Source organism: Microbacterium sp. JZ101, from assembly GCF_053903175.1.
Window position 1 is genome coordinate 533,668 of record NZ_CP096400.1, and the last position, 21,818, is coordinate 555,485.

At 72.8% G+C, this 21,818-nt stretch carries 19 protein-coding genes and 1 pseudogene; 7 read left to right on the plus strand and 13 right to left on the minus strand.

Annotated elements, in window-relative coordinates; all coding sequences use genetic code 11:
- Positions 1 to 3 precede the first annotated feature (3 nt).
- The 5 genes from M1D56_RS02425 to M1D56_RS02445 all read right to left on the minus strand — a co-directional run bounded on the left by M1D56_RS02425 (position 4) and on the right by M1D56_RS02445 (position 3,919).
- On the minus strand, positions 4 to 516 hold the full coding sequence (locus M1D56_RS02425; RefSeq protein ID WP_456284570.1) for a hypothetical protein: 513 nt from the start codon (positions 514 to 516) through the stop codon (positions 4 to 6).
- A complete protein-coding gene (locus M1D56_RS02430; protein WP_456284571.1) occupies positions 513 to 1,700 on the minus strand; it encodes a serine/threonine-protein kinase in 1,188 nt (395 codons plus the stop codon). Before M1D56_RS02430 ends, M1D56_RS02425 begins: the two co-directional genes overlap by 4 nt.
- A 6-nt stretch (positions 1,701 to 1,706) precedes the next feature.
- Positions 1,707 to 1,970 carry a DUF6458 family protein gene (locus M1D56_RS02435; protein WP_271174684.1) on the minus strand — a complete coding sequence of 88 codons (264 nt, stop codon included), beginning with the start codon at positions 1,968 to 1,970 and terminating at the stop codon, positions 1,707 to 1,709.
- Positions 1,971 to 2,039: 69 nt separating this feature from the next.
- The gene (locus tag M1D56_RS02440; protein WP_456284572.1) at positions 2,040 to 2,999 is read right to left on the minus strand and encodes a hypothetical protein; all 960 of its coding nucleotides are present in this window, start codon (positions 2,997 to 2,999) and stop codon (positions 2,040 to 2,042) included.
- Complete coding sequence (locus M1D56_RS02445; RefSeq protein WP_456284574.1) at positions 2,999 to 3,919, minus strand: aldo/keto reductase; 921 nt, start codon at positions 3,917 to 3,919, stop codon at positions 2,999 to 3,001. Before M1D56_RS02445 ends, M1D56_RS02440 begins: the two co-directional genes overlap by 1 nt.
- Before the next feature lie 77 nt (positions 3,920 to 3,996).
- Here M1D56_RS02445 and corA point away from each other — a divergent pair, with 77 nt between their 5' ends.
- Entirely contained in the window at positions 3,997 to 4,995 is a 999-nt protein-coding gene (gene corA, locus M1D56_RS02450; protein WP_271174686.1) for a magnesium/cobalt transporter CorA, read from the plus strand.
- Here the strand turns inward: corA and M1D56_RS02455 are convergent.
- Entirely contained in the window at positions 4,973 to 6,472 is a 1,500-nt protein-coding gene (locus tag M1D56_RS02455; protein ID WP_456284575.1) for a hypothetical protein, read from the minus strand. The genes corA and M1D56_RS02455 overlap by 23 nt on opposite strands.
- Positions 6,473 to 6,552: 80 nt before the next feature.
- Between M1D56_RS02455 and M1D56_RS02460 the strand changes: the two genes are divergently transcribed.
- A complete protein-coding gene (locus tag M1D56_RS02460; protein WP_455970587.1) occupies positions 6,553 to 7,116 on the plus strand; it encodes a TetR/AcrR family transcriptional regulator in 564 nt (187 codons plus the stop codon).
- Between the two features lie 147 nt (positions 7,117 to 7,263).
- Positions 7,264 to 9,336, plus strand: a complete 2,073-nt coding sequence (locus M1D56_RS02465) for an HNH endonuclease (protein ID WP_456284576.1) — start codon at positions 7,264 to 7,266, stop codon at positions 9,334 to 9,336.
- A 114-nt stretch (positions 9,337 to 9,450) separates the two neighbouring features.
- On the opposite strand, the gene M1D56_RS02470 is transcribed toward M1D56_RS02465, so the two are convergent.
- The 5 genes and pseudogenes from M1D56_RS02470 to M1D56_RS02490 form a co-directional block, all read right to left on the minus strand.
- The gene (locus tag M1D56_RS02470) at positions 9,451 to 10,356 is read right to left on the minus strand and encodes a hypothetical protein (RefSeq protein WP_456284577.1); all 906 of its coding nucleotides are present in this window, start codon (positions 10,354 to 10,356) and stop codon (positions 9,451 to 9,453) included.
- 61 nt (positions 10,357 to 10,417) lie between these two features.
- On the minus strand, positions 10,418 to 11,599 hold the full coding sequence (gene hutI / locus M1D56_RS02475; protein WP_456284578.1) for an imidazolonepropionase: 1,182 nt from the start codon (positions 11,597 to 11,599) through the stop codon (positions 10,418 to 10,420).
- 1 nt (position 11,600) lies between these two features.
- Complete coding sequence (hutU, locus tag M1D56_RS02480) at positions 11,601 to 13,271, minus strand: urocanate hydratase (protein WP_456285260.1); 1,671 nt, start codon at positions 13,269 to 13,271, stop codon at positions 11,601 to 11,603.
- Positions 13,272 to 13,517: 246 nt separating this feature from the next.
- Positions 13,518 to 14,855, minus strand: a pseudogene (locus tag M1D56_RS02485) (amino acid permease); the annotation flags it as partial.
- Between the two features lie 14 nt (positions 14,856 to 14,869).
- Positions 14,870 to 15,793 carry an arginase family protein gene (locus M1D56_RS02490; RefSeq protein WP_456284579.1) on the minus strand — a complete coding sequence of 308 codons (924 nt, stop codon included), beginning with the start codon at positions 15,791 to 15,793 and terminating at the stop codon, positions 14,870 to 14,872.
- A 146-nt stretch (positions 15,794 to 15,939) separates the two neighbouring features.
- On the opposite strand from M1D56_RS02490, the gene hutH reads away from it, so the two are divergent.
- The 3 genes from hutH to M1D56_RS02505 are packed head-to-tail and all read left to right on the plus strand — an operon-like array spanning position 15,940 to position 19,205.
- Positions 15,940 to 17,505, plus strand: a complete 1,566-nt coding sequence (gene hutH, locus M1D56_RS02495) for a histidine ammonia-lyase (protein ID WP_456284580.1) — start codon at positions 15,940 to 15,942, stop codon at positions 17,503 to 17,505.
- Positions 17,506 to 17,516: 11 nt separating this feature from the next.
- The gene (locus tag M1D56_RS02500) at positions 17,517 to 18,302 is read left to right on the plus strand and encodes an IclR family transcriptional regulator (protein ID WP_456284581.1); all 786 of its coding nucleotides are present in this window, start codon (positions 17,517 to 17,519) and stop codon (positions 18,300 to 18,302) included.
- A gap of 9 nt (positions 18,303 to 18,311) precedes the next feature.
- Positions 18,312 to 19,205: an NAD-dependent epimerase/dehydratase family protein gene (locus M1D56_RS02505; RefSeq protein WP_456284582.1), complete on the plus strand. Its 894-nt coding sequence runs from the start codon at positions 18,312 to 18,314 to the stop codon at positions 19,203 to 19,205.
- Here M1D56_RS02505 and M1D56_RS02510 read toward each other — a convergent pair.
- Positions 19,202 to 19,855: an IMPACT family protein gene (locus M1D56_RS02510; protein WP_456284583.1), complete on the minus strand. Its 654-nt coding sequence runs from the start codon at positions 19,853 to 19,855 to the stop codon at positions 19,202 to 19,204. The genes M1D56_RS02505 and M1D56_RS02510 overlap by 4 nt on opposite strands.
- A complete protein-coding gene (locus M1D56_RS02515; RefSeq protein ID WP_456284584.1) occupies positions 19,852 to 20,523 on the minus strand; it encodes a FadR/GntR family transcriptional regulator in 672 nt (223 codons plus the stop codon). Before M1D56_RS02515 ends, M1D56_RS02510 begins: the two co-directional genes overlap by 4 nt.
- Positions 20,524 to 20,606: 83 nt before the next feature.
- Here M1D56_RS02515 and M1D56_RS02520 point away from each other — a divergent pair, with 83 nt between their 5' ends.
- On the plus strand, positions 20,607 to 21,776 hold the full coding sequence (locus M1D56_RS02520) for an MFS transporter (RefSeq protein WP_456284585.1): 1,170 nt from the start codon (positions 20,607 to 20,609) through the stop codon (positions 21,774 to 21,776).
- The last annotated feature ends 42 nt before the right edge of the window (positions 21,777 to 21,818 follow it).

A 21,818-nucleotide genomic window follows, 5' to 3' on the forward strand; every position in this document is an offset into this window, starting at 1 on the left:
AGACTACTTCTTGCCGTTGCCCTGGCCGCCGTTGCCCTGGCCGCCGTTGCCCTGGCTGCCGTTCCCGCCGCCCTGATTCCCGTTGCCCTGCCCGCCGTTGCCCTGGCCGCCTTTCCCGTTCCCGGGGTCGCCGTCGCCCTCGCCTTCACCGCCCTCGCCGTCATCGCCGGTGCCGTCCTCGGCAGGCGGGTCTGACGGGAGGACAACCGGCTCCTCGCTCGGAGTCGGCGTCGGAGACGGCTCCGCGAGTCGCTCGAGGTCGGCGCGGACGGCGTCGATCGCCTCCCGGATGCCGACGGCGCGCGCCGCGTCGATCCGCCCGTCCACGAGGGCCTCGTCGACGTCGGCCTCGAGCCTGTCGAGAGAGGCGAGCGCCCCCGCGGCGTCGCCGTCCGCGGCCTGCTCGGCGACGGTCGCCACGGCATCCTGGAAGGCAGCGGTCGGGGTGTCGGAAGGCGCGCAGCCGGTCAGGACGACGGCTGCGACGATCAGGGTGGGGAGCAGGAGGCGTCTCATGGCGTGACCGCCTCCATGAGGTCGTCGAGATGGCCGCGCAGGGGCTCGTCGAGCGCGGGCAGGGCGGGCGGCGCCGGTTCCTCCTGCGGGAACATCGTCGGCGCGCCGAGCGCCAGCGCGAGCGCGATCAGGGCGACCGCCGTCATCACCGCGACCATCGCGAGGATGCGCCGAGGGCGCCGGCGAGGAGCGGCCGCCGCGGCCGGCGGCTGGAGCGTGCCCAGCGGGATCGCGGCGGTCGGCGCAGGGCGGGACGGCAGGGGCACGGTCGCCTGCGCGACGGGGAATGGCCGCGTCTCCTGCTCGTGGACGGCGGCCGACCGCGGCGTGAGCGGCTCGCTCGGGTCGGCCGCGATCTCCCGCGCGGCCGCGGCGACCTCGCGCGCCGTGGGGCGCCGCGCCGGGTCTCGGTCGGTCATCGCGGTGAGCAGGACACGCCATCGCGGATCGAGCTCGTCGGGCATCTCCGGCTCGCCCGCGATGCGCGAGGCGAAGAGCTCCTGCGCCGTGCCGGAGGGGAAGGGATGGCGGCCGATGAGGAGCTCGAGCAGCACGAGCCCGAGGGAGTAGATGTCGGATGCGGGGGCCGGCTGCATGCCGCGGACCTGCTCCGGGGAGAGGTAGGCGGCCGTCCCGATCGTCGTTCCCGGCGTCGTGATGCGGCTCGAGTCGAGCAGGTAGGCGATCCCGAAGTCGGCCAGCGTCGCCGCGCTCGTGATGCCCGGCAGCTTCGGCGCCCGCATGAGGACGTTCGACGGCTTCACGTCGCGGTGGACGATGCCGGCGTCATGGACGACGGCGAGAGCGTCGGCGAGCGCGGCCGCGGTCTCGGCGACCTCCCGACCCGAGAGCGGGGCTGCGGCCATCCGATCGCGCAGGGTCGGCCCCTCGACGTACTCCATGACGAGGTACGGATGGTCGTCCTCGTCGACATGGGCGTCGAACAGCGTGACGAGGGACGGATGGTTCAGGGCTGCGAGCAGGCGGGTCTCCGCGAGCCGACGCTGTCGCGACTGCGGATCATCCGGCATCGGACGGAAGAGCTTGACGGCGACGTCGCGGCCGAGCAGCTCGTCGCGCGCGCGGTAGACGGTGGCCATGCCGCCGGCGCCCACGCGCGCGATGAGCCGATAGCGGCCGTCGAGCACCTCTCCCGTGACGGGCTCGTCGAGGAGGTCGGACATGCGCGCTCAGGCGAGCGGCTCTCCGTTGTCCGTCGTCCGCCGCGTCGTGATCTGCTCGCCGCTGGCCGGGTCGACCGCCGTGCGCTGAGTGGAGACGGCGCTGCGGCGACGGAGCATGAGGACGAGGCTGATGAGGAAGACGACGGCACCGGCCGCCATGAGGATGTACCCGATGAGGGTGAGGTCGACCGCTCCGCCGAGGTCCACGTTGATGGCGAAAGCGATGATCGCGCCGATCGCGATGAGGGCGATTCCGGATCCGATTCCCATGGTCGTGCTCCTTCCAGGCGCTGGGCCCTGCGGCCGCTGACGGACGGGCTCGGGTGGCTCGTCACCGCGTCAGCGGGTTCCTTCAGGTGTACCGTCCGCGTCGTCCTGGCGTCTCGCGGTTGACACGGAAGCGCCGGGACGGTAGCCGCGCGGCGCCGGGAGGAGGCCGACGAGGATCGCCGCCACGAGCGAGAGCTGCCCGAGAAGCCCGAGGACGACGCCGGACGGCGCGGTGTCGCCGCCGCCGATGGCGAACGTGTCGGCGAGCGCCATGCCGAGAGGGAAGCCCGCGAACCATCGGAAGAACCCCGCGGCGCCGATCGAGATGAGCCCGAGCGCGACGATGCGCCGAGGCGCGAACCAGCTGGCCATGTCGTCACGTGTGCTCATGACGACGAGCGTCGCCGCGATGACGCACCAGACGACGGCCCAGGTCGCGATGAGCAGGCCGCCGGTGGTCTCCCCGGCGTCGGCGATGGCCGCGTAGATCTCGTCCAGCTCCCGCTGCGGAACCTTCGCACGGGGGCTCCACACCGTCTCGTGGAGCACACCCGTGACCACGAACAGGACCACAGCGGCGGCGCACACGAGGGAGGTGCGCAGGCGCGCGCCGCGCGGCGCGGGACGGTGGACGGGCACCATGAGCGTCGCGAGCAGCAGCCCGCTTCCCGCGACAGGCACGAGGGCGACCCCTGCGAGCACCGGCGCGAGCACGCCGACGGCGAACGCGATCGCGGCCAGAGCGGCGGAGAGGACGGCCACGAGACCCGCCCGGCGCCAGGGTGACGTTACGCGGGACGCGACCGCGCTCGAGAGCGCGATGATCCCGATCGCCCCGAGGATGACGCCGAGCATCTGGACGACGCGGACGGCCGCGCTGACGGCCGGCACGTCGGCGGCCTGCGAGAGGGCGGCCGCGTACGCGCCGTTGAGTGCCATGCCCAGCGCGATGATCGAGGCGGCTCCGAGGCACCCCGCGGCCCAGCGGAGCAGGCGCACCGTGTCCGGCCGGCCACGCACGCCCGGCATCAGTCCTCGACGGTCGACGGCGGCGTGCCGAGCTTCTCGAGCTCGGGCCAGAACTCGTCCGGCACGTGCGTCGCGCAGAGCTCCTCGAGCTCGGCGATGCGCTCGGGCCGGCCGACTCCCACGACCGTCGAGTGGACGCCGGGATGCCGCAGGGAGAAGTGGAGCGCGGCGGCCGGGACCGAGAGCTTCCATTCCGCGCAGAGCTCGCGGACCCGGGCGAGCCACGCGAGCAGATCGGCGGGCGCCTCGCGATACGCGTAGCTCGTCGACGTTCCGGCGAGAAGCCCGCCGCCGAACGGCGCGGCGTTGAAGACGCCCATGCCGCGCTCGTTCGCCTCGGCGATCAGCTCCTCGGCGCTGCGGTCGACGATCGTCATGCGGTTGTGGGTGAGGACGGCGTCGAAGATGCCCGTCCCGACATACGCCTTCTCGAGGCTGATCTCGCCGACGGCGATGCCGATCGCCCCGGCCAGACCCTGCTCGCGCAGCTCGATCATCCCCTGGACAGCTCCGCCGGGCGCGAGCGCCTCCTCCACCGTGACGGCCCACGGGTCGTGGAGGTGCACGAGCGGGAACCGCTCGAGCCCGAGCTTCTCGACGCTCTCCTCGAACGAGCGCCACACGCGGTCGCGGTCGAATCGACCGTCCTTCCCGACGTCGACCTTCGTGACGATGCTGTGGCCATCCGCGAGCCCGCCCCGGGCATCCAGCGCCCGCCCGAGCACCCGCTCGCTCTCGCCGCCCGCGTAGTTGTTCGATGTGTCGACGACTGCGAAGCGGGAGGACAGCATCGCCTCGGCGACCTCGAGCGGGTCGGAGGTCGAGCGCTGCGGATCGCCCAGCGACGAGGCGCCGAGCGTCACGGGGCTCACGACGAGAGGGGTCGCGCCGAGCGGGTGAGGGTCGAGCACGGATGACATGGGGCCTCCATCGGTCGCAGGTGTCCCCACCAGCATGGCGCACGGGTCCGCGGATGTCTGCCGCCCACAATGGACTCGTGCCCATCATCGACAACGCCGTCTACGTCGACGGGCGGCGCATCGCCGACCCGGCGAGCCTCGACCAGACCTTCGAGTACATGCGCGACCAGAAGGGGATGGGCTGGATCGGCCTGCTGCGCCCGACCGACGACGAGCTGATGACCGTCGCGGCCGAGTTCGAGCTGCACGCGCTCGCCGTGGAGGATGCGCGCAAGGGGCACCAGCGCGCGAAGCTCGAGCGCTACGGCGACACGCTGTTCCTCGTGCTGCGGCCCGCCTGGTACATCGACGAGACCGAGACGGTCGAGTTCGGCGAGCTGCACGTGTTCGTCGGACCGGACTTCGTGCTCACGGTCCGTCACGGCGAGGCTCCCGACCTCTCGCGCGTCCGGCAGCGGATGGAGGCCGATCCGGCTCTCCTCGCGCGCGGGACCGAGGCCGTGCTCTACGCCATCCTCGACGAGGTGGTCGACCAGTACACCCCGGTCATGCGCGGCGTCGAGAACGACATCGACGAGATCGAGGACGCGCTCTTCACCGACACCGCGACATCTCTCTCCCGCAGGATCTACGAGCTCTCCGGTGAGGTGATCGCGTTCCAGCGCGGCACGCAGCCGCTCGACGGCATGCTCGCCGGCCTGCTGCGCGGAGGCGAGAAGTACGGTGTCGACCTCGAGCTGCAGCGCCTGCTGCGCGACGTGCACGATCATGTGCTGCGTCTCAACGACCGCATCGCGTCCTTCCGAGCCATCCTCGACAACGCGCTCACGGTGCACGCGACGATCGTCACGCAGCGGCAGACCGAGACGTCGCTGCAGCAGAACGAGCAGGTCAAGAAGATCTCGGGATGGGCGGCGATCCTCTTCGGCCCGACGCTCATCGGCGGCATCTACGGCATGAACTTCGATCACATGCCCGAACTCCACTGGGCGTGGGGATACCCGCTCGCCCTCGCGCTCATGGCGGCGACGAGCGTCACCCTGTGGGCGCTGTTCAAGTGGCGGAAGTGGATGTGAGGACGACCGTGGCGTGCGGCTCGAGGCGCAGCGTGTCGCCGCAGCGGAAGCTCGCGATGCCGCGCGTGCCCACGTGGACATGCTCGCCGGATGCTCCGGACATGCCGGTGCCCGACAGATCGAGCTCGATGGGCTCATCCCACTTGCTGACCAGGAGCAGCGACCTCCTGCCGTCGGGGCGCGTGAGGCCCTGCGCATGCAGGCGGGCGTCGGGGAATCCGGGGTAGCCCGTCGACGTCGGAACGGCGCGATCTCCCGGAGCGAAGTGGCGCAGGAGGAGCTGCGTCACGGCATACCGGGCATTCGGCTCGCCGGTCTCCCAGTCGAGGAGCGACGTGCCGGGGAGCATGCCGGGGTAGTCCATGAACTCCGCGATGCCGAGCAGGTCGACCCCCATGGGCAGCAGCCGCGCCCAGAGGTAGGCGTGGATCGACCCGCTGAGGGCCCAGTAGAACGCCGGGATCTGCGGGGCGGGGTTCATGATGTCAGCCGGGTACGTCCCGATCTCATTGAGGAACATCCGCGCGCCAGGCGCCAGCCGCCGCGCGATGGACTGGATGTACGCCACGCTCTCCACGAAGGCATCGGCCTGCGCGAAGAAGGTGCTGCGCCACGTGCTCGGGTCGGCGTTGCCTTCCGGCCCGAACGGGTTGACGATCTCCGGCGACGCATAGAAGTGGCACGAGAAGGCGTCGATGGGGATGCCGTCCTGGTGATTCGCGGCGTCGAGGAAGTGCCAGAAGTACTCGGGGTCGTGGTGCACGTGACTGAGGGACAGGCCGATGAACTTCATCTCGGGGTCCAGGGGCTGCAGCCGCTCGACCACGGCGTCGTACAGCCGGGTATAGACCTCGGCCGGCATGCGCCGGTTGAGGTCGGGCTCGCAGAGCACCTCCCAGTACGCGAAGCGGTATCTGTGGCCCGACTCGTGCCAGCGGCCGAGCTCGTCGGTGAAGCCGCCCGCGATGTACCAGCTGGCGAGTCGGAAGAAGTAGTCCGCGACCTCGGCGAGCGTCTCGTCGCGGAAGTCCGATCCCTGCTCGTACTGCCAGTGGATCTCGTCGGGGTCGCGCGAGACCACGACGTCCTCGGCGCCCTCGAACATCCAGTGCGGGATGGTCGCGAAGTTCGCGACGACCGGTCGCCCCTCGGCCGCGGCCATGAAGTCCTCGACGAACGGATCGAGGTGCGAGAAGTCCCATGAGGTGGCCGTCTCGGTGGGCGGCTCCAGGGCGGGCACGGAGAGCACCGGATGCGAGAACCAGGGGAGGAAGCGCGCGCAGTCGGCCTTCAGATCGCGGAGAGCCGCGAACGCGCGATCGTGGATCGGCGACTCGCGGCGGAGGGGCGGCGCGGCCCAGAGGTGCGTGGTGAGAACCGTCTGGTTGACGTGGAACGCGCCATCCCACGACACCGTGACGGGTACGGCGATGCTGCCGGCGTCGGGCGACACGGGCGGGGTCTGCTCTGCGGACATGAGGCTCCTCGAGAGTTTGATACGTGCGTCTTATACGTATGTATAGCACGCCCGTACAGGGTGCGCCGTATGCTCGAGGAATGGGGCAACGTGAAGCGCTTCTCGCGGGAGCGAAGCAGTGCCTGGCCGAGCGCGGGTACGCGCACACCACGGCGCGCGACATCGTGGGCGTCACTGGGGCCAATCTCGCTGCGATCGGATATCACTTCGGCTCGAAGGACGCTCTGCTCAACGCCGCCGTCATCGAGACCTTCGAGGAGTGGGGCGATGCCGTCGCCAGCAGTGTGACCGCCGACCTCGACGGCGGCCCGGGGCGACGCCTCGAGCACTTCCTCGCCGGTCTGCTCGCGGCGGCGCCGGATAAGCGCAGCGTCCTCGTCGCCAGTGTTCAGGCCTACGCCCAGGCGGAGTTCGCCGAGGAGGTCCGCAGGCAGCTTCTCCGCATCTATGCGGAGAGCCGCCGCGACCTCGCCGCGCTCGTGCTGGAGGTCGATCGGAACGAGGTCTCCGCGGACGACGCCCGCACCGTGGGTTCGCTTGCGCTCGCCCTCATCAACGGCGTGATGCTGCAGTGGATGCTGGACCCCTCGGCCACTCCGTCGGCAGAGGAGCTGTCGCGCGCGATCCGGGCGGTTGCGGCGTAGGTCCGGTCGACGGTCGCGTCGGCGTCACGCCATCGTCTCTATCTCCGAATGTGGAGTTATCCACAGGCTGGGATTGTTCGGTGGAATGTCCGATGGGGTGGGTAGTGTGGGGGCATGTCGAGGACGATGCCGCGGGAGGATGCGGGGGTGGGTTGGGAGCCCACCCCGGCGGAGGTCGCGGTGACGCGTTCGGCGGTGGAGCGGGCTCGTCGGGCGCGGGCTTTGCGGGCGGAGGCGGATGCGCTGGAGATTGAGGCGCTGGCTGAGGCGGGGGAGGTCGCGCGGGCGCAGCTGGCGAGGTCGGGGGCGGTCTCGTCGCGGTATGACTTCCCGTTCCGGGCGATGGCGGGGGAGTTCGCGGCGGCTCTGGGGGAGTCGAAGGGGCGGATGCAGACCCGCCTGGGGGACGCGATGGTGTTGGTGGGGTCGTTCCCGGAGACGTTCGCGGCGCTGGAGGGTGCGCGGATCACGGGTCGGCACGCGGGAGTGATCCGGCAGGTCGGGATGCGGCTGCCGGATGGGCTGCGGGAGGTGTTCGAGGCCGCGGCCGTCGGGTACGCGGAGGGTGCGACGCCGTTCGAGACGCGGGTGTTCGCGGAGGCTCTGGCGGAGAGGCTGGATCCGCGGTCGTTCTCGGATCGGCATCGGTCGGCGATGGCGCGGCGGGGTGTGTGGGTGAAGGTGCTTCCGGATGGGACGCAGGCGCTGGAGATCGTGGGCGAGGCGACCCGGATCCAGGCGATCGCCCGGGCCCTGCGCCAGCACGCACGGGACCTGGCCCGACAGGAACGCCGCGCCGCCGAAACCGAGACCGGTGGGGGCGCGGGCGCCGCGGGTGCGGGCGTCGCCGGTGGGTCGGGTGTGCGGTTCGAGGATTCGGAGCGGGTCGGTGAGGGTGGGGAGGGGCCGCGGACGGCGAAGCAGATCGCGTCGGACCTCGCCGTGGAGGTCCTGTCCGCCCTGTGCAGCGACCCCGACGACACCCCCGCCCCCTGGACCACAGACGCGGACACGACGGACACGGACGCGACGGATGTCGGCGATGCGGACGACGTGAACGTGGATGCCGCGGGTGCGACCGCGGACACGGATTCGGTGGCCCCCGATGCGGGCACCGAGGACGACGGGACGAAGGTCGACGCGGACGACCTCGGCGTGGACGCGGGATCCGATGTGTCGGATGCTGCGCGAACGGCCGACAGAGCCGACGCCGGAGCTGATCCGGTGGGTGCGGGCGCGGAATCCGATCCGCCCGGCACCGCCGACGCCGCGCGAGGTCCCGGAGCCTCACCCCCGGACGGATCGCCTCCGGACGGGGGTCCTCCGCGTGGGGCGCCGCCGTCGGTGCGGGGTCTGGTGGGGGATGTGGATCGGGTGCTGTCGCGGGTGCGGGCGGTGGTGCAGGTCACGGTCGCGGCGACGACGCTGGCGGGGCTCGATGACGAGCCGGGGTTCCTGGCCGGGTACGGGCCGATCGACGCGGACACCGCCCGCAAGCTCGCGGGCAACGCGGCCGGGTGGGAGCGGGTGTTCTGCCACCCCGACACCGGGGCGCTGCTCACCGTCGACCGGTACACCCCCACCGCGGCGCAGAAGCGGTACCTCCTCGCCCGCGACGAACGCTGCCGCACCCCCGGGTGCCGCAACCTCGCCCTCACCGCCGACCTGGACCACACCATCCCGTACGCCCAGGGCGGTGTCACGGACGTGGGCAACCTCGCCTGCCTGTGCGAGGGATGCCACCAGGACAAGCACCACACGCCCTGGCAGGTCCGACAGCTCGGCGACGGGGTCCTGGAATGGACCAGCCCCGCCGGACACACCTACACCGAGAAACCACCCCCGCAGGCCCGCGCGGAAGCCACCCCGAACCAGCTCATCGCCGACGCCCTCGCCCACCACCACCGCGACCGCGAGCACGCCGAGCAGCGCCGCCGCGCCCGCCAGCACCAACGCGAACAGGAACGCGAGCAGGAACAGCACCAAAGGGAACGCGAACAGCACCAACGCGAGCAGGAGGAGCGGGAGCGGGAGCAGGAGGAGCGGGAGAGGGAGCGGCGACTGCACCTCGAGATCGAACAGGACATCCAGGAATGGCTCCGCCACTACCGGACAACCCCCGAATACCTCGCCCAAGCCCTCCTCGACGCCGACGACATCGCCCACCACGAAGACATCGACCACGGCGCGGACGCCCGATTCACCCTCGAACCCGCCTGAGCGAGACACCATCGGACGTGCGGCGGGTCCGGGTTCAATCAGGGAGGAGAGCCCCGGGAGCGGGCGCCGTCCTCGCGATCACCGGCCGCGGGCCCCGGAAGCGTGGCCGGCCGCTCATTCGCCGCCGCCTCCGCCGCCTCCGCCGCCGTCCCCGCCCCCTCCGTCGCCGCCTCCACCGCCGTCGCCGCCTCCCCCGTCACCGCCGCTGCCGTCGCCGCCGTCTCCGCCGCCGTCGCCCCATCCGCCGTCGGTCGAGCTCCAGAGGCCCGCGTCTTCGGCCCACGTGAGCGCGATGCCGCCGCCCACCACGGCCGTGACGCCGTCCACGACGTGCCGTTGCTTCGGTGCGGTCCGCAGGACCTTCAGTGCACTCAGCGGCACGACGCGTCCCAGAGGCCAGCAGACGTCACGCTGTCGGTCGACCGCGATGACCGCGCTCGACCGCGAGCGCGCGTTGACGAGATAGCCCTCGATGCGCGCGGGAACGGAAGGAGGCATCAGCGCGCGGTCGCCCAGCACCGCCACTCGGGTCTCTCCGGCGAGGGCGCGAGCGAGCGCGGTGTCGGGGTCGAGGTGCTCGATCGTGCCCGCGATGACGACGCCCGATGGGCGGCCCCGCATGCCCATGCGACGCACGTCATCCTCGGCGACGCCGAGGATGAGATCCGGACGCCTGCGGTCGGCGTCGAACCCGTGCAGCACTCGCCACCGGCGGAGTCGGCTCACCGCGCGTCGCCCCGCGAGGATGAGCACAAGCAGAGGCCCCGCGAGCGTCAGCACGACGAGCAGGAGCCACAGCAGGAGGCCCGTGGGCACAGCCATCCACTCCTGCTGCTCGGGGATCGAGCGCATGAGCTGATCGGTCCAGACGCCGGGCACGAGGATGGCGCCGTCGGTCGCCTGGATCACGCCGCGACTGAACCAGCCCATCCACGCGACCATCCCGAGGCAGAGCAGGATCGGGGGCAGGGCACGCCACAGAGACCGGCGTGCCGCTCGGTCGAGCAGGGATCGGTCCATCGCGTGTCCTCCTCACCGCCATCTTGGCCCATGACGAGGAGGGATCGGTCCGATGATCTCCTCACACCACCCGAACACCGGCCCGCCAGACGGCGGACGTGAGCGACATGCCGGGGCGATAGGCGAGGTGGCTGACTGACGGGGCGTCGAGCAGCTGCAGGTCGGCGCGCGCGCCGGGCGCGACGACGCCGAGGCGCGGGCGGCCCGGTCGGTCGACGTGGCGGTCGAGCGCGATCGCTCCCCCGAGAGTCGCGGCGCGCACGGCCTCCTCGATGGTGAGCCCCATCTGCAGCACGGCGGTCGCGACGCAGAACGCCATCGACGATGTGTACGACGTGCCGGGGTTGCAGTTGCTCGCGATCGCGACGACCGCCCCGGCGTCGATGAGCCGACGGGCGGGCGCGAGCGGCATGCGCGTCGAGAGGTCGCAGGCCGGGAGCACGGTCGCGACGGTGCCGCGGCCGTCGCCCTGCCACGTCGCCGCGAGGGCCTCCACGTCATCGTCGGTCAGGAAGCCGAGGTGGTCGACGCTCAGCGCTCCGTGCTCCACGGCGATCCGCACGCCGTCGCCGTGCCCGAGCTGATTGCCGTGCACGTGAGCGGCGATTCCTCGCGCCGTCGCGGCGGCGAGCACGCGGGCGCTCTCCTCCGCCGAGAACGCGCCGCGCTCGCAGAACACGTCGACGGCCGTCACCCACGGTGCGACCGCATCGAGCATCGGCCCGGTCACGAGATCGAGGTACTCGACCCGGTCCGCACCCTCCGGGACGACGTGCGCTCCGAGGAAGGTGACCTCGTCGACTGCCTCCGCGGCGATCCGCGCCGATCGAACCTCGTCGTCGACCGTGAGCCCGTAGCCGGTCTTCGTCTCGAGAGCGGTCGTGCCGCCCGCGCGCGCCTCGGCGACGAGCCGTGCGACGCCCGCGCGCAGCTCGTCGTCGGAGGCGGCTCGCGTGGCCGACACCGTCGCGTTGATGCCGCCGGCGGCATACGGCTGGCCCGCCATGCGCGACTCGAACTCGGCGGACCGGTCGCCCGCGAACACGAGATGTGTGTGGGAGTCGACCCACCCCGGCAGCGCGGCTCGACCATCCGCATCGATGCGCTCGTCGGCGTCGGGTGCGTCTGCGGCCGACCCGACCCACGCGAACCGCTCGCCGTCGATCACGACCGCGGCGTCGCGCAGCCGCGGGCCCTCGTTCGTCGTGAGCTCGCGGATGCCCGTGACGAGGATGCTGCCCATGTCAGTCCCGCACGACCGGCGTGAGCGGGACGCGCACGCCGCGCTCGGCGGCCACGTCGACCGCTCGTCGGTAGCCGGCGTCGACGTGGCGGATGACGCCCATCCCGGGGTCGTTGGTGAGCAGGCGCGCGAGCTTCTCCGCCGCGAGCGGCGTGCCATCCGCGACGCCCACCTGCCCCGCGTGGATCGAGCGCCCGATGCCGACGCCGCCCCCGTGATGCAGCGACACCCAGGTGGCGCCCGACGAGGCGGCGGTGAGGGCGTTGAGGAGCGGCCAGTCGGCGATCGCGTCGGATCCGTCGAGCATCGACTCCGTCTCGCGGTAGGGCGACGCGACCGAGCCCGAGTCGAGGTGATCGCGGCCGATGACGATCGGCGCCGAGATCTCCCCCGAGGCGACGAGCTCGTTGAAGCGCAGCCCCGCCTTCGCCCGGTCGCCGTAGCCGAGCCAGCAGATGCGGGCGGGCAGGCCCTCGAACTCGACGCGCTCCTGCGCGGCGGTGATCCACCGGCGCAGGTGCGCATCCTCGGGGAACAGCTCGAGGATGGCGCGGTCGGTGACCTCGATGTCGCGCGGGTCGCCCGACAGCGCGGCCCAGCGGAACGGGCCGAGACCCTCGCAGAAGAGCGGGCGGATGTAGGCCGGCACGAACCCGGGGAAGGCGAACGCGCGCTCGTACCCGGCCTGGCGGGCCTCGTCTCGGATGGAGTTGCCGTAGTCGAAGACCTCGGCACCTGCATCCTGGAACCCCACCATCGCCTCGACCTGGGCCGCCATCGATGCGCGGGCGCGCTCGGTGAAGCCCTCGGGGTCGGCCGCGGCGGCGTCGTGCCACTCCTCGACGGACATGCCGACGGGCAGATACGACAGGGGATCGTGCGCGGAGGTCTGGTCGGTGACGATGTCGATCGCGACGCCGCGGCGCAGCAGCTCGGGGAAGACCTCGGCCGCGTTGCCGACGACGCCGATCGAGAGCGCGCGGCGCTGCTCCTTCGCCTCGAGGGCGACCGCGACGGCGGTGTCGAGGTCGGCCTCGACGCGGTCGAGGTAGCGCTTGCCGACGCGACGGCGCAGACGCGTCTCGTCGGCGTCGACGACGAGGCAGACGCCCTCGTTGAGGGTGACCGCGAGCGGCTGAGCGCCGCCCATCCCGCCGCAGCCTCCCGTGAGCGTGAGCGTTCCGGCGAGCGTCCCGCCGAAGCGCTTGCGGGCGACGGCGGCGAACGTCTCGAACGTGCCCTGGAGGATGCCCTGCGTGCCGATGTAGATCCACGATCCGGCCGTCATCTGCCCGTACATCGTGAGGCCCTCGGCCTCGAGGCGGCGGAACTCGGGCCACGTCGCCCAGTCGCCGACGAGGTGCGAGTTCGCGATGAGCACGCGCGGCGCCCACGGGTTCGTGCGGAAGATGCCGACCGGCTTGCCGGACTGCACGAGAAGCGTCTCGTCGTCCTCGAGGTCGGTGAGCGCCGCCGTGATCGCGTCGAACGCCTCCCAGCTGCGCGCGGCGCGCCCGGTGCCGCCGTAGACGACGAGGTCGTCGGGCCGCTCGGCGACCTCGGGGTCGAGGTTGTTGTGCAGCATGCGCAGCGGGGCTTCGGTCTGCCAGCTCTTCGCCGTCAGTGTGGTGCCGCGCTGTGCGCGGACGGGGCGTGCGCCGGGGAGCGTCATCGTCGGGGCCTCTCTCTCGAGCCGGGGTCTGCCTCGATCCAATCCCGCGACGGCCCGCGCGACAACGGGGAACGCGACGGCCCCGTCTGGAATCCCAGACGGGGCCGTCGCGTCGCGTCGCGGCGCTCGAGGAGGCAGGGGGATGGGCGCTGTCGCGTCCTCGAGGTCAGGCGCCGATCGCCCCTGCTCGCGGACGAACAGCGTGTACGCCAGCCAGAGCACGGCCAGCCACACCGCGCCCACCATGAGCGCGGGCCGCGTGTCGGGCACGATGCCGAGCACGACGACGACGAACAGGACGAAGACGATCGCCGCGTAGGAGGCCGCCGGCCAGAGCGGGACGGGGAACTCCGATGGAAGCCGGCCCTCGCGTGCGATCGCGTGCTTCATGCGCACGTGCGACAGCAGGATCATGAGCCACACCCACACCGTGGCGAACGTCGCGACCGATGCGATGAGGAGGAACGCCCGCTCGGGGATCACCGCGTTGAGGACGACGCCGACGAGCAGCGTCGCCATGAGGATGAGGACAGGGAAGATCGGGACGCCCTGGCGGGAAGTCTTCCGGAAGATCGCGGGCGCCTGCCCCTGCTGCGCGAGGCCGAACATCATGCGACCCGCGCCGAAGATGTCGGAGTTGATGGCCGACACCGCGGCCGTGATGACGACCGCGTTGAGGAGGTGCGGCGCGAACGGGATCCCGAGGGTCGTGAAGATCGAGACGAAGGGGCTCGCCTCGCCCGTGATCGACGTCCACGGCACGAGCATCATGATGACCCCGAGCGTGAGCACGTAGAAGAGGAGGATGCGCAGCGGCACGGTGTTGATCGCCTGCGGCAGCACGCGCTTGGGATCCTGGGCCTCCCCGGCCGTGACGCCGATGATCTCGATGCCGCCGAACGCGAACATGACGACGGCGAGGCTCGCGATGAGCCCGCTGACGCCCTCGGGGGCGAAGCCGCCGTGACTCCAGAGGTTCGCGATGCCGGAGGCGTTCTCCTCCTGGTTGCCGAGCCCGAACGCGATGATGGCGATGCCGCCCGCGATCATCGCGATGATCGCCGAGACCTTGACGAGCGAGAACCAGAACTCGAGCTCTCCGAACACCTTCACGCTCAGCAGGTTGAGCGCGCCGATGAAGAGGATGATCGAGAGCACCCATATCCAGCGCGGCACGTCGGGGAACCAGAAGCCCATGTAGATGCCGAACGCCGTCACGTCGGCGAGGCACACGATCACCATCTCGAACGCGTACGTCCATCCCGTCGCGAAGCCCGCGAGCGGGCCGAGGTAGCGGGCGGCGTACTGGCCGAAGGAGCCCGCGACGGGATGGCGGACGGCCATCTCGCCGAGCGCGCGCATCACCATGAAGACGGCGGCGCCGCCGACGATGTACGCGAGGAGCACGGCGGGTCCCGCGGACTGGATGGCCGCGGACGACCCGTAGAAGAGGCCGGTCCCGATCGCGGAGCCGAGCGCCATGAAGCGCACGTGCCGGGCGGAGAGCCCGCGGCGGAGGGTGTGCGCGGAAGGGATCGCGGCGGGCGCGTGCGTGGCAGAGGTGTCAGACATCGTCGTCTCCATTCTCCTCGGTCGGGCTAGCGTCCGGCGACGCCCGCGAGCGCCTCCAGGACGAGCGTCGCGACGAGGCGCACGGTGCGCCCGTCGGGGGTGTCCGCGGTCGCATCGACCTCGGTGAGGTCGAGCGATCGCACGCGGGGGTCGCGCGTGACGCGTCGGACGGCCCTGCGCAGCTCGGCGGCCGAGAGGCCGCCGGGCACGGAGGCCGGGCAGGCGGGAGCGACCGCGCGGTCGCAGACATCGACGTCGACGTCGACGTGGACCGCGCCTCCGCCCGCGCCCGCGATCGAGAGCGCCTCGTCGACGACGTCGGCGATCGGGCGATCGTGCAGGGCATCGCGCGGGATGACGGTGATCCCGAGCTCCTGCGCCCTCCGCGCGTATGCGAGCGAGTTCGCGAAGTCGGCGATGCCGATCTGCACCACGCGCCGCCCGTCGAGCCCTGCCTCGATGAGGCGCCGCACGGGGGAGCCGTTGCTGATCCCGTCGCGCAGGTCGTGATGCGCGTCGAAGGTGATGAGGCCGGCCGACGCGATGCCGTCGCCCCACGCGCCGAGCGCCGCGGGGACCGTCGCGGCGTTGTCGCCGCCCAGTGCGATGACGAGCCGTGCGCGCTCCGCGAGCGCGCGGACGGCCGCGACGGCGGCGTCCTCATCGCGGCCGTGATCGGGCTCGGCGATGTCGCCCGCGTCGACGATGCGCAGCGCCTCGTCGAGGTCGACGGCGCCCCTGCCCTCCACGTGCGCGAGGGCCGAGTAGCGGCGCAGCGCGTCGCGCACCGCCGATGGCGTCGCGTCCGCGTGCGTCGGCGAGAGCGAGGTGCGCCGGGTCGGGAGCCCGATGAGGGCGGCGTCCGCCTCCGCGCCGTCGGGGCGCGGCCATCCGCCCGTGCGCGGCCAGAGGGGATCGTGCGAGAGGGCGGGGGAGGGCTGATCGCTCATGGCGTCACGGTACCCACGGGCGGTGCGGGGCGAACCGTCGCCTCGCACATCGTCGTCTGGGATCCCAGAGCGTACCGTCTGGGATCCCAGACGGCGGGAGGCCCTCGGTGCTGTCCGCCGGGGCGGACGTGACGTTCCATGGAGGGATGACCACCTCGCACGCCCTCCGCTCCATCTCGCTCGGCTCCGCGGGCCTCCGCCCGGAGGACGTCATCGCCGTGGCCCGAGACGGCGCGCCCGTCCATCTCTCGGAGCAGGCGCTCCGCGACATGGCGGAGAGCCGCGCGCTCATCGACGACCTCGCACACGACGCGCTCCCGCACTACGGCGTCTCGACGGGCTTCGGCGCCCTCGCCACCGTGCAGATCCCGCGCGAGAAGCGCCGGCAGCTGCAGCGCAGCCTCGTGCGATCGCACGCCGCCGGAACCGGGGAGGAGGTCGAGCGCGAGGTGGTCCGCGCGCTCATGCTCCTGCGTCTCGACACCCTCGCGACGGGCCGCACGGGCGCTCGCCCGATCGTCGCGGAGACCTACGCGAAGGTGCTCAACGCAGGGCTCACGCCCGTCGTGCACGAGTACGGCTCGCTCGGCTGCTCGGGCGACCTGTCGCCGCTCGCGCACTGCGCCCTCGCCATCATGGGCGAGGGCACCGTGCGCGATGCGGCCGGCGAGCTGCGCGACGCGGGCGATGCCCTCGAGGAGGCGGGCATCGCCCCCGTCGTGCTGGAGGAGAAGGAGGGCCTCGCCCTCATCAACGGCACCGACGGGATGCTCGGCACGCTCCTGCTCGCGCTGCACGACCTCGAGGCGCTCCTGCGCGTGGCCGATGTCGCGGCCGCCGCGAGCGTCGAGGCGCTCCGCGGGACCGACTCCGTGTTCGCCGCGGATCTGCAGGAGCTGCGCCCGCACCCCGGGCAGGCCGCCGCGGCCGCGAACATGGCGCGGGTGCTGGCCGACTCGGGACTCGTCTCCCGGCGGGTGAGCGGCGAGTTCACGCGCGTGCAGGACGCGTACTCCCTGCGCTGCGCTCCGCAGGTGCACGGCGCCGCGCGCGACACGGCGGCGCATGCGGCCTCGGTCGCCCGCATCGAGCTCGGCAGCGCGATCGACAATCCGGTGGTGACCCGCGACGGGCGCGTCGAGTCGAACGGCAACTTCCACGGGGCGCCCGTCGGGTACGTGCTCGACTTCCTCGCGATCGCCGCGGCCGACGTCGCGTCGATGTCGGAGCGCCGGACCGACCGCTTCCTCGACGTCGCGCGCAACCACGGCCTCCCGCCGTTCCTCGCCGCCGACCCGGGGCTCGACTCGGGCCTCATGATCGCGCAGTACACGGCCGCGGGCATCGTCTCCGAGATGAAGCGGCTCGCGGTCCCCGCCTCGGTCGACTCCATCCCGTCCTCGGCGATGCAGGAGGACCACGTCGCGATGGGATGGGCCGCCGCGCGCAAGCTGCGCCGCTCGATCGACGGCCTCGCGCGCGTGCTCGCGATCGAGCTGCTCACCGCGACGCGCGCCCTCGACTTCCGCCTCGCCGCCGGCGAGGGCGAGCCGGGCGCGGCCACCCGCGCGCTGCACGCTCTCTTCCGCACCGACATCGCCGCGCCCGACACCGACGCCTTCACGTCGCCCGACATCCAGGCGGCGGTCGCGCACGTGCAGTCGGGCCGCGTGCTCGCGGCGGTCGAGACGGCGATCGGCGCGCTCGCGTAGCCTCGACCTCGATGTCAGAGTCGTCCCGCGTTCCCGCGTTCGAGAACGGGCTGCGCATCCTCGACCTGCTCGCGCGTGCGAGCGGGCCGCTCCAGGCCGCGACGATCGCGCAGCGCCTGGAGCTGCCCCGCTCCACGGTCTACCACCTCCTGAACGTCGCCGAGCGGGCGGGATACGTCATGCGGCTGCCCGACGAGAGCCGATACGGGCTCGGCATCGCGGCCGTCGACCTCGGCAGCTCCTATGCGCGCACCGATCCGCTCGCGCGCCTCGGCCGCGTGCACGTCGCGCGCCTGGTCGACCGGATCGGACTCAGCGCGCACCTCGCCGTCCTGCACGGGCGCGAGGTGCTCTACATCGTCGAGATCCGCGCGAAGCACGCGCCCGACCTCGTCACGGCCGTCGACGTCCGCCTGCCGGCCCAGCTGACCGCGAGCGGGCGGGCCATCCTCGCCGCGCTGCCCAAGGCGCAGCTGCGCGCGCTGTACCCCGATGCGCGGGCCTTCGTGCAGCGGCATGCCGAGACGCCCGCCGTGACGACCTACGCCGAGCTGTGCCGGGTGCTCGAGGAGGGGCGCCTGCGCGGATGGGCCGAGGAGACCGGAGACGTCACCCCGGGGCTGTCATCGGTCGCGGTCCCCGTGCTCGATCACCGCGGATGGCCCGTGGCCGCGATCGCGATCACGTATCCGGACGCGTCGGTGGCGCCCGAGCGCCTCCCGGCGCTCGTCGGCGAGGCCCGCTCGGTGGCGGAGGAGATCTCGCGCCGCATCCACGGCGCGCCGCGCGACGCCTAGGCTGGACCCGTGGGCACAGCAGCGCAGCGGGTCGTCATCACGGGGAGCAGCGGGAAGCTGGGGCGCGCGGTCGTCGCGCACTTCGCCGAGCACGGGTACGCGGTGACCGCGGTCGACCGCGTGCGGCCCGCCTCGCTGCCGGAGGGGGCGCGCTTCCTGCAGGCCGACCTCAGCGACTACGGGCAGGCGGTCCAGGTGCTCACGCACGTCGACGAGCACTACGGCGCGCTTCCCGTCGGGTCGGGCCGCGGCGTCGACGCGCTCGTGCACCTCGCCGCGATCCCGGCGCCCGGCCTGCTGCCCGACGCCGCGACCTTCGCGAACAACACGGCGATCACCTACAACCTCTTCTCCGCGGCACGGCTCGCCGGCATCCGCCGCGTGGTGTTCGCATCGAGTGAGACCCTCCTCGGGCTGTCGTTCGCCGACACCCCTCCGCCGTACCTCCCCGTCGATGAGGAGTACGCCGTCCGGCCGCAGACGTCCTACTCCCTCGGGAAGGCGGTCGACGAGGAGCTCGCCCGCCACTTCGCCCGCTGGTGCCCCGATGCGGGCTTCCTCGGCCTGCGGTTCTCGAACGTGATGGATCCCGAGGACTACGCGCGCTTCCCGGCGTTCGACGCCGACCCGTCCGAGCGCTCGTGGAACGCGTGGGGCTACATCGACGCGCGCGACGGCGCGCTCGCCTGCCGCCTCGCGGTCGAGAGCGGCATCGTCGGCGCGGAGAACTTCGTCATCGCGGCGGCCGACACGGTGATGTCGCGGGGCTCGGCCGAGCTCGCCGCCGAGGTGTTCCCCGAGGTGCCGGTGCGCGGCGAGGTCGCGGGCACGCAGACCCTGCTGTCGATCGAGAAGGCGCGCCGCCTGCTGGGCTTCGAGCCGCAGCACTCCTGGCGCGGCTAGCCTCGGCCGGGCACGTCGACGACGCGCTCTCCGCCGACGACCGGCGCGAGGGCTCCGGCCGTGGCGGCTGCGAGGTCGTCGCGGAGGCGGCCGAGCTCGGCGGCCGGCGTCCAGAGCTCGAAGGTCGCGTGCGTCGCATAGGAGGTCTCGCCGAGCGTCGCGCCGTGGTGCGCGGCCCAGTCGCGCAGCAGGTTGTCGATGCGGCCCGCATCGCCGTGCGGCACGGCGACCGTCACCTGCGTGAGCGCCTCGCGGCGCACGGGCGCGGCGAGGTCGAGCGCCTCCGACACGGCAGAGGAGTACGCGCGGACGAGCCCGCCCGCTCCGAGCTTGATCCCGCCGAAGTAGCGGGTGACGACCGCGACGACGTCGGTGAGGTCGCGGCGCCGCAGCACCTCGAGCATGGGGATCCCGGCCGTCCCCGACGGCTCGCCGTCGTCGGATGACCGCGCCTGGTCGCCGAGGACGCCGGTCACCATCGCGACGCAGTGGTGGCGGGCATCCCATGCGCGCCGGCGCGCGGGGGCGATGACCTCCTCCGCCTCCTGCGGCGAGGAGACCGGCGCGACCTGGGCGATGAAGCGCGACTTCCGCTCGACGAGCTCGTGCTCGACGGGCGCCGCGATGGTCGACGGATAGCGGCGGCTCACGGGGCGGCCGTCGCCCGGACGGTGTCGATCAGCGACGCCGCGAGGGCGCCCGCCGCGTTGCGGTCTCCGCGCGCGATGGCGTCGGCGAGAGCGCGATGGGCGTCGCCCACCTCGCGCGGCTCGGGGAGGGCGCTCGTCTCGGCGATCGAGTGGGTCACGAGCCCCGCCATCGCCTCGTGGAGGCGCGCCAGCAGGGGGTTGCCGCTCGCCTCGATCACCGCCCGGTGGAAGGCCGCGTCGGCCGCGACGCAGGCGTCGAGGTCGCCCGCCTCGTGCGCGCGCATCCGCTCGACGAGGGCGCGCTCGATCGCCGGGCCCGCGGTCTCGGGGATGGCCGCGGCGGCGCGCGCGGCGGCGGCCTCGAGCCCGGCCCGCGCCTCGAAGACGTGGTCGATCGACACCTCGTCCCGCGCGAGCAGCACGGGGAGCTCGTCGGACGCGCGCACGTAGGTGCCGTCGCCCACGCGCGGCTCGAGGAGTCCCGCGACGCTCAGCGCGCGCAGCGCCTCGCGGACCGTGCCGCGGCTCACGTCGAGATCCTCTGCGAGCTGGATCTCGCCCGGGATCCGCGACCCCACCGGCCACGCGCCCGACACGATGAGCGCGCGGAACTGCTCGGTGACCTGCACGACGAGCGGGGCCTGCCGGATCGGCGCGTTGAGCGGCATCGCGATACCTCCTCCCGTCGAGCGTACCGGCGTCGCCGGCGTCCGGCTGGCGCGCGACGGCCAGATGTCCTACATTTGCACAGATGAACGAGGGCATGCGCAGAACCGGCTGGATGGCCGCTCTCGTCTTCCTCGTCGCGCTCTGCCTGCGCCCCGCGATCACGGCCGTCGGCCCGGTCCTCGGCGGCATCGGCGCGGAGACCGGGCTCGGCGAGGGCGCGCTCGGCCTGCTCTCGGCCCTGCCCCTGCTCGCCTTCGCCGCCGTGTCGCCGCTCGTGCACCGGATGGCGACGCGCTTCGGCGACGACAGGGCCGTGCTCGTCGCGCTCATCGTCCTCGTGGGCGCGACGCTCGTGCGCTCCTACGCGGGCGACGTCGGGCTGTGGGTCGGCACGTTCGCCGTGGGCGCCGCGGTCGCGGTCGGCAACGTGCTCACCCCGGTTCTCGTCAAGCGCGACTACCCGACGCGCATCTCCCTCGCGACCGGGTTCTACACGGCGTTCCTCACGTTCGCGGCGGGCGCCGGCTCGGCGCTCTCCGTGCCGCTCGCGCACCTCGTGGACTGGCGGTTCTCGCTCGTCGTGTGGGGCGGACTCGCGCTCGTCGTCGCGCTCGCGTGGCTGCCGCGGGTGACTGGCCCCTCGTCGCATGCGCGCTCGCTCGATCCCGTTCCCGTGCCGCACCATCCGAGCATCTGGCGCTGGGGCACGGCGTGGCTCGCGACGGCGTACATGGGGCTGCAGTCCACGACGTTCTACGTCGTCGTCACGTGGCTGCCCACGATCGAGGGCACGTGGGGCGTGCCCGCCGCGACGGCCGGCCTGCACCTCTCCGTCGTGCTCCTCCTCGGCATCGCAGGCGGCCTGCTCATCCCGCGCCTGCTGCGCGATGGCGTCGACCAGGGCCCGGGGATGGTCGTGGCGACGGCTCCGCTCGCGATCGGGACGCTCGGCCTGCTCGTGTGGCCCGGCGCCCTGTACCTGTGGCTCGCGCTCCTCGGCCTCGCGCAGGGCGCCTCGCTCGTGGCGGCGCTGACGATGCTCAGCCTGCGCGCGCGCAGCCACGGCGAGGCGGCGAAGCTGTCGGGCATGGCGCAGTCGCTCGGCTACCTGCTCGCGGCCGCCGGCCCGTTCGCCGCGGGCTTCCTCGCCGAGCGCACGGGCAGCTGGGCGCCGACCCTCGCGCTGCTCGTCGGGCTCACCGCGATCCAGACCGCGATCGGCTTCGTGCTGGGCCGCGGCGGCCGCCGCTGAGCAGAACGATGATCGGCCCCGGCGCGTCGCGCGGGTGATCGC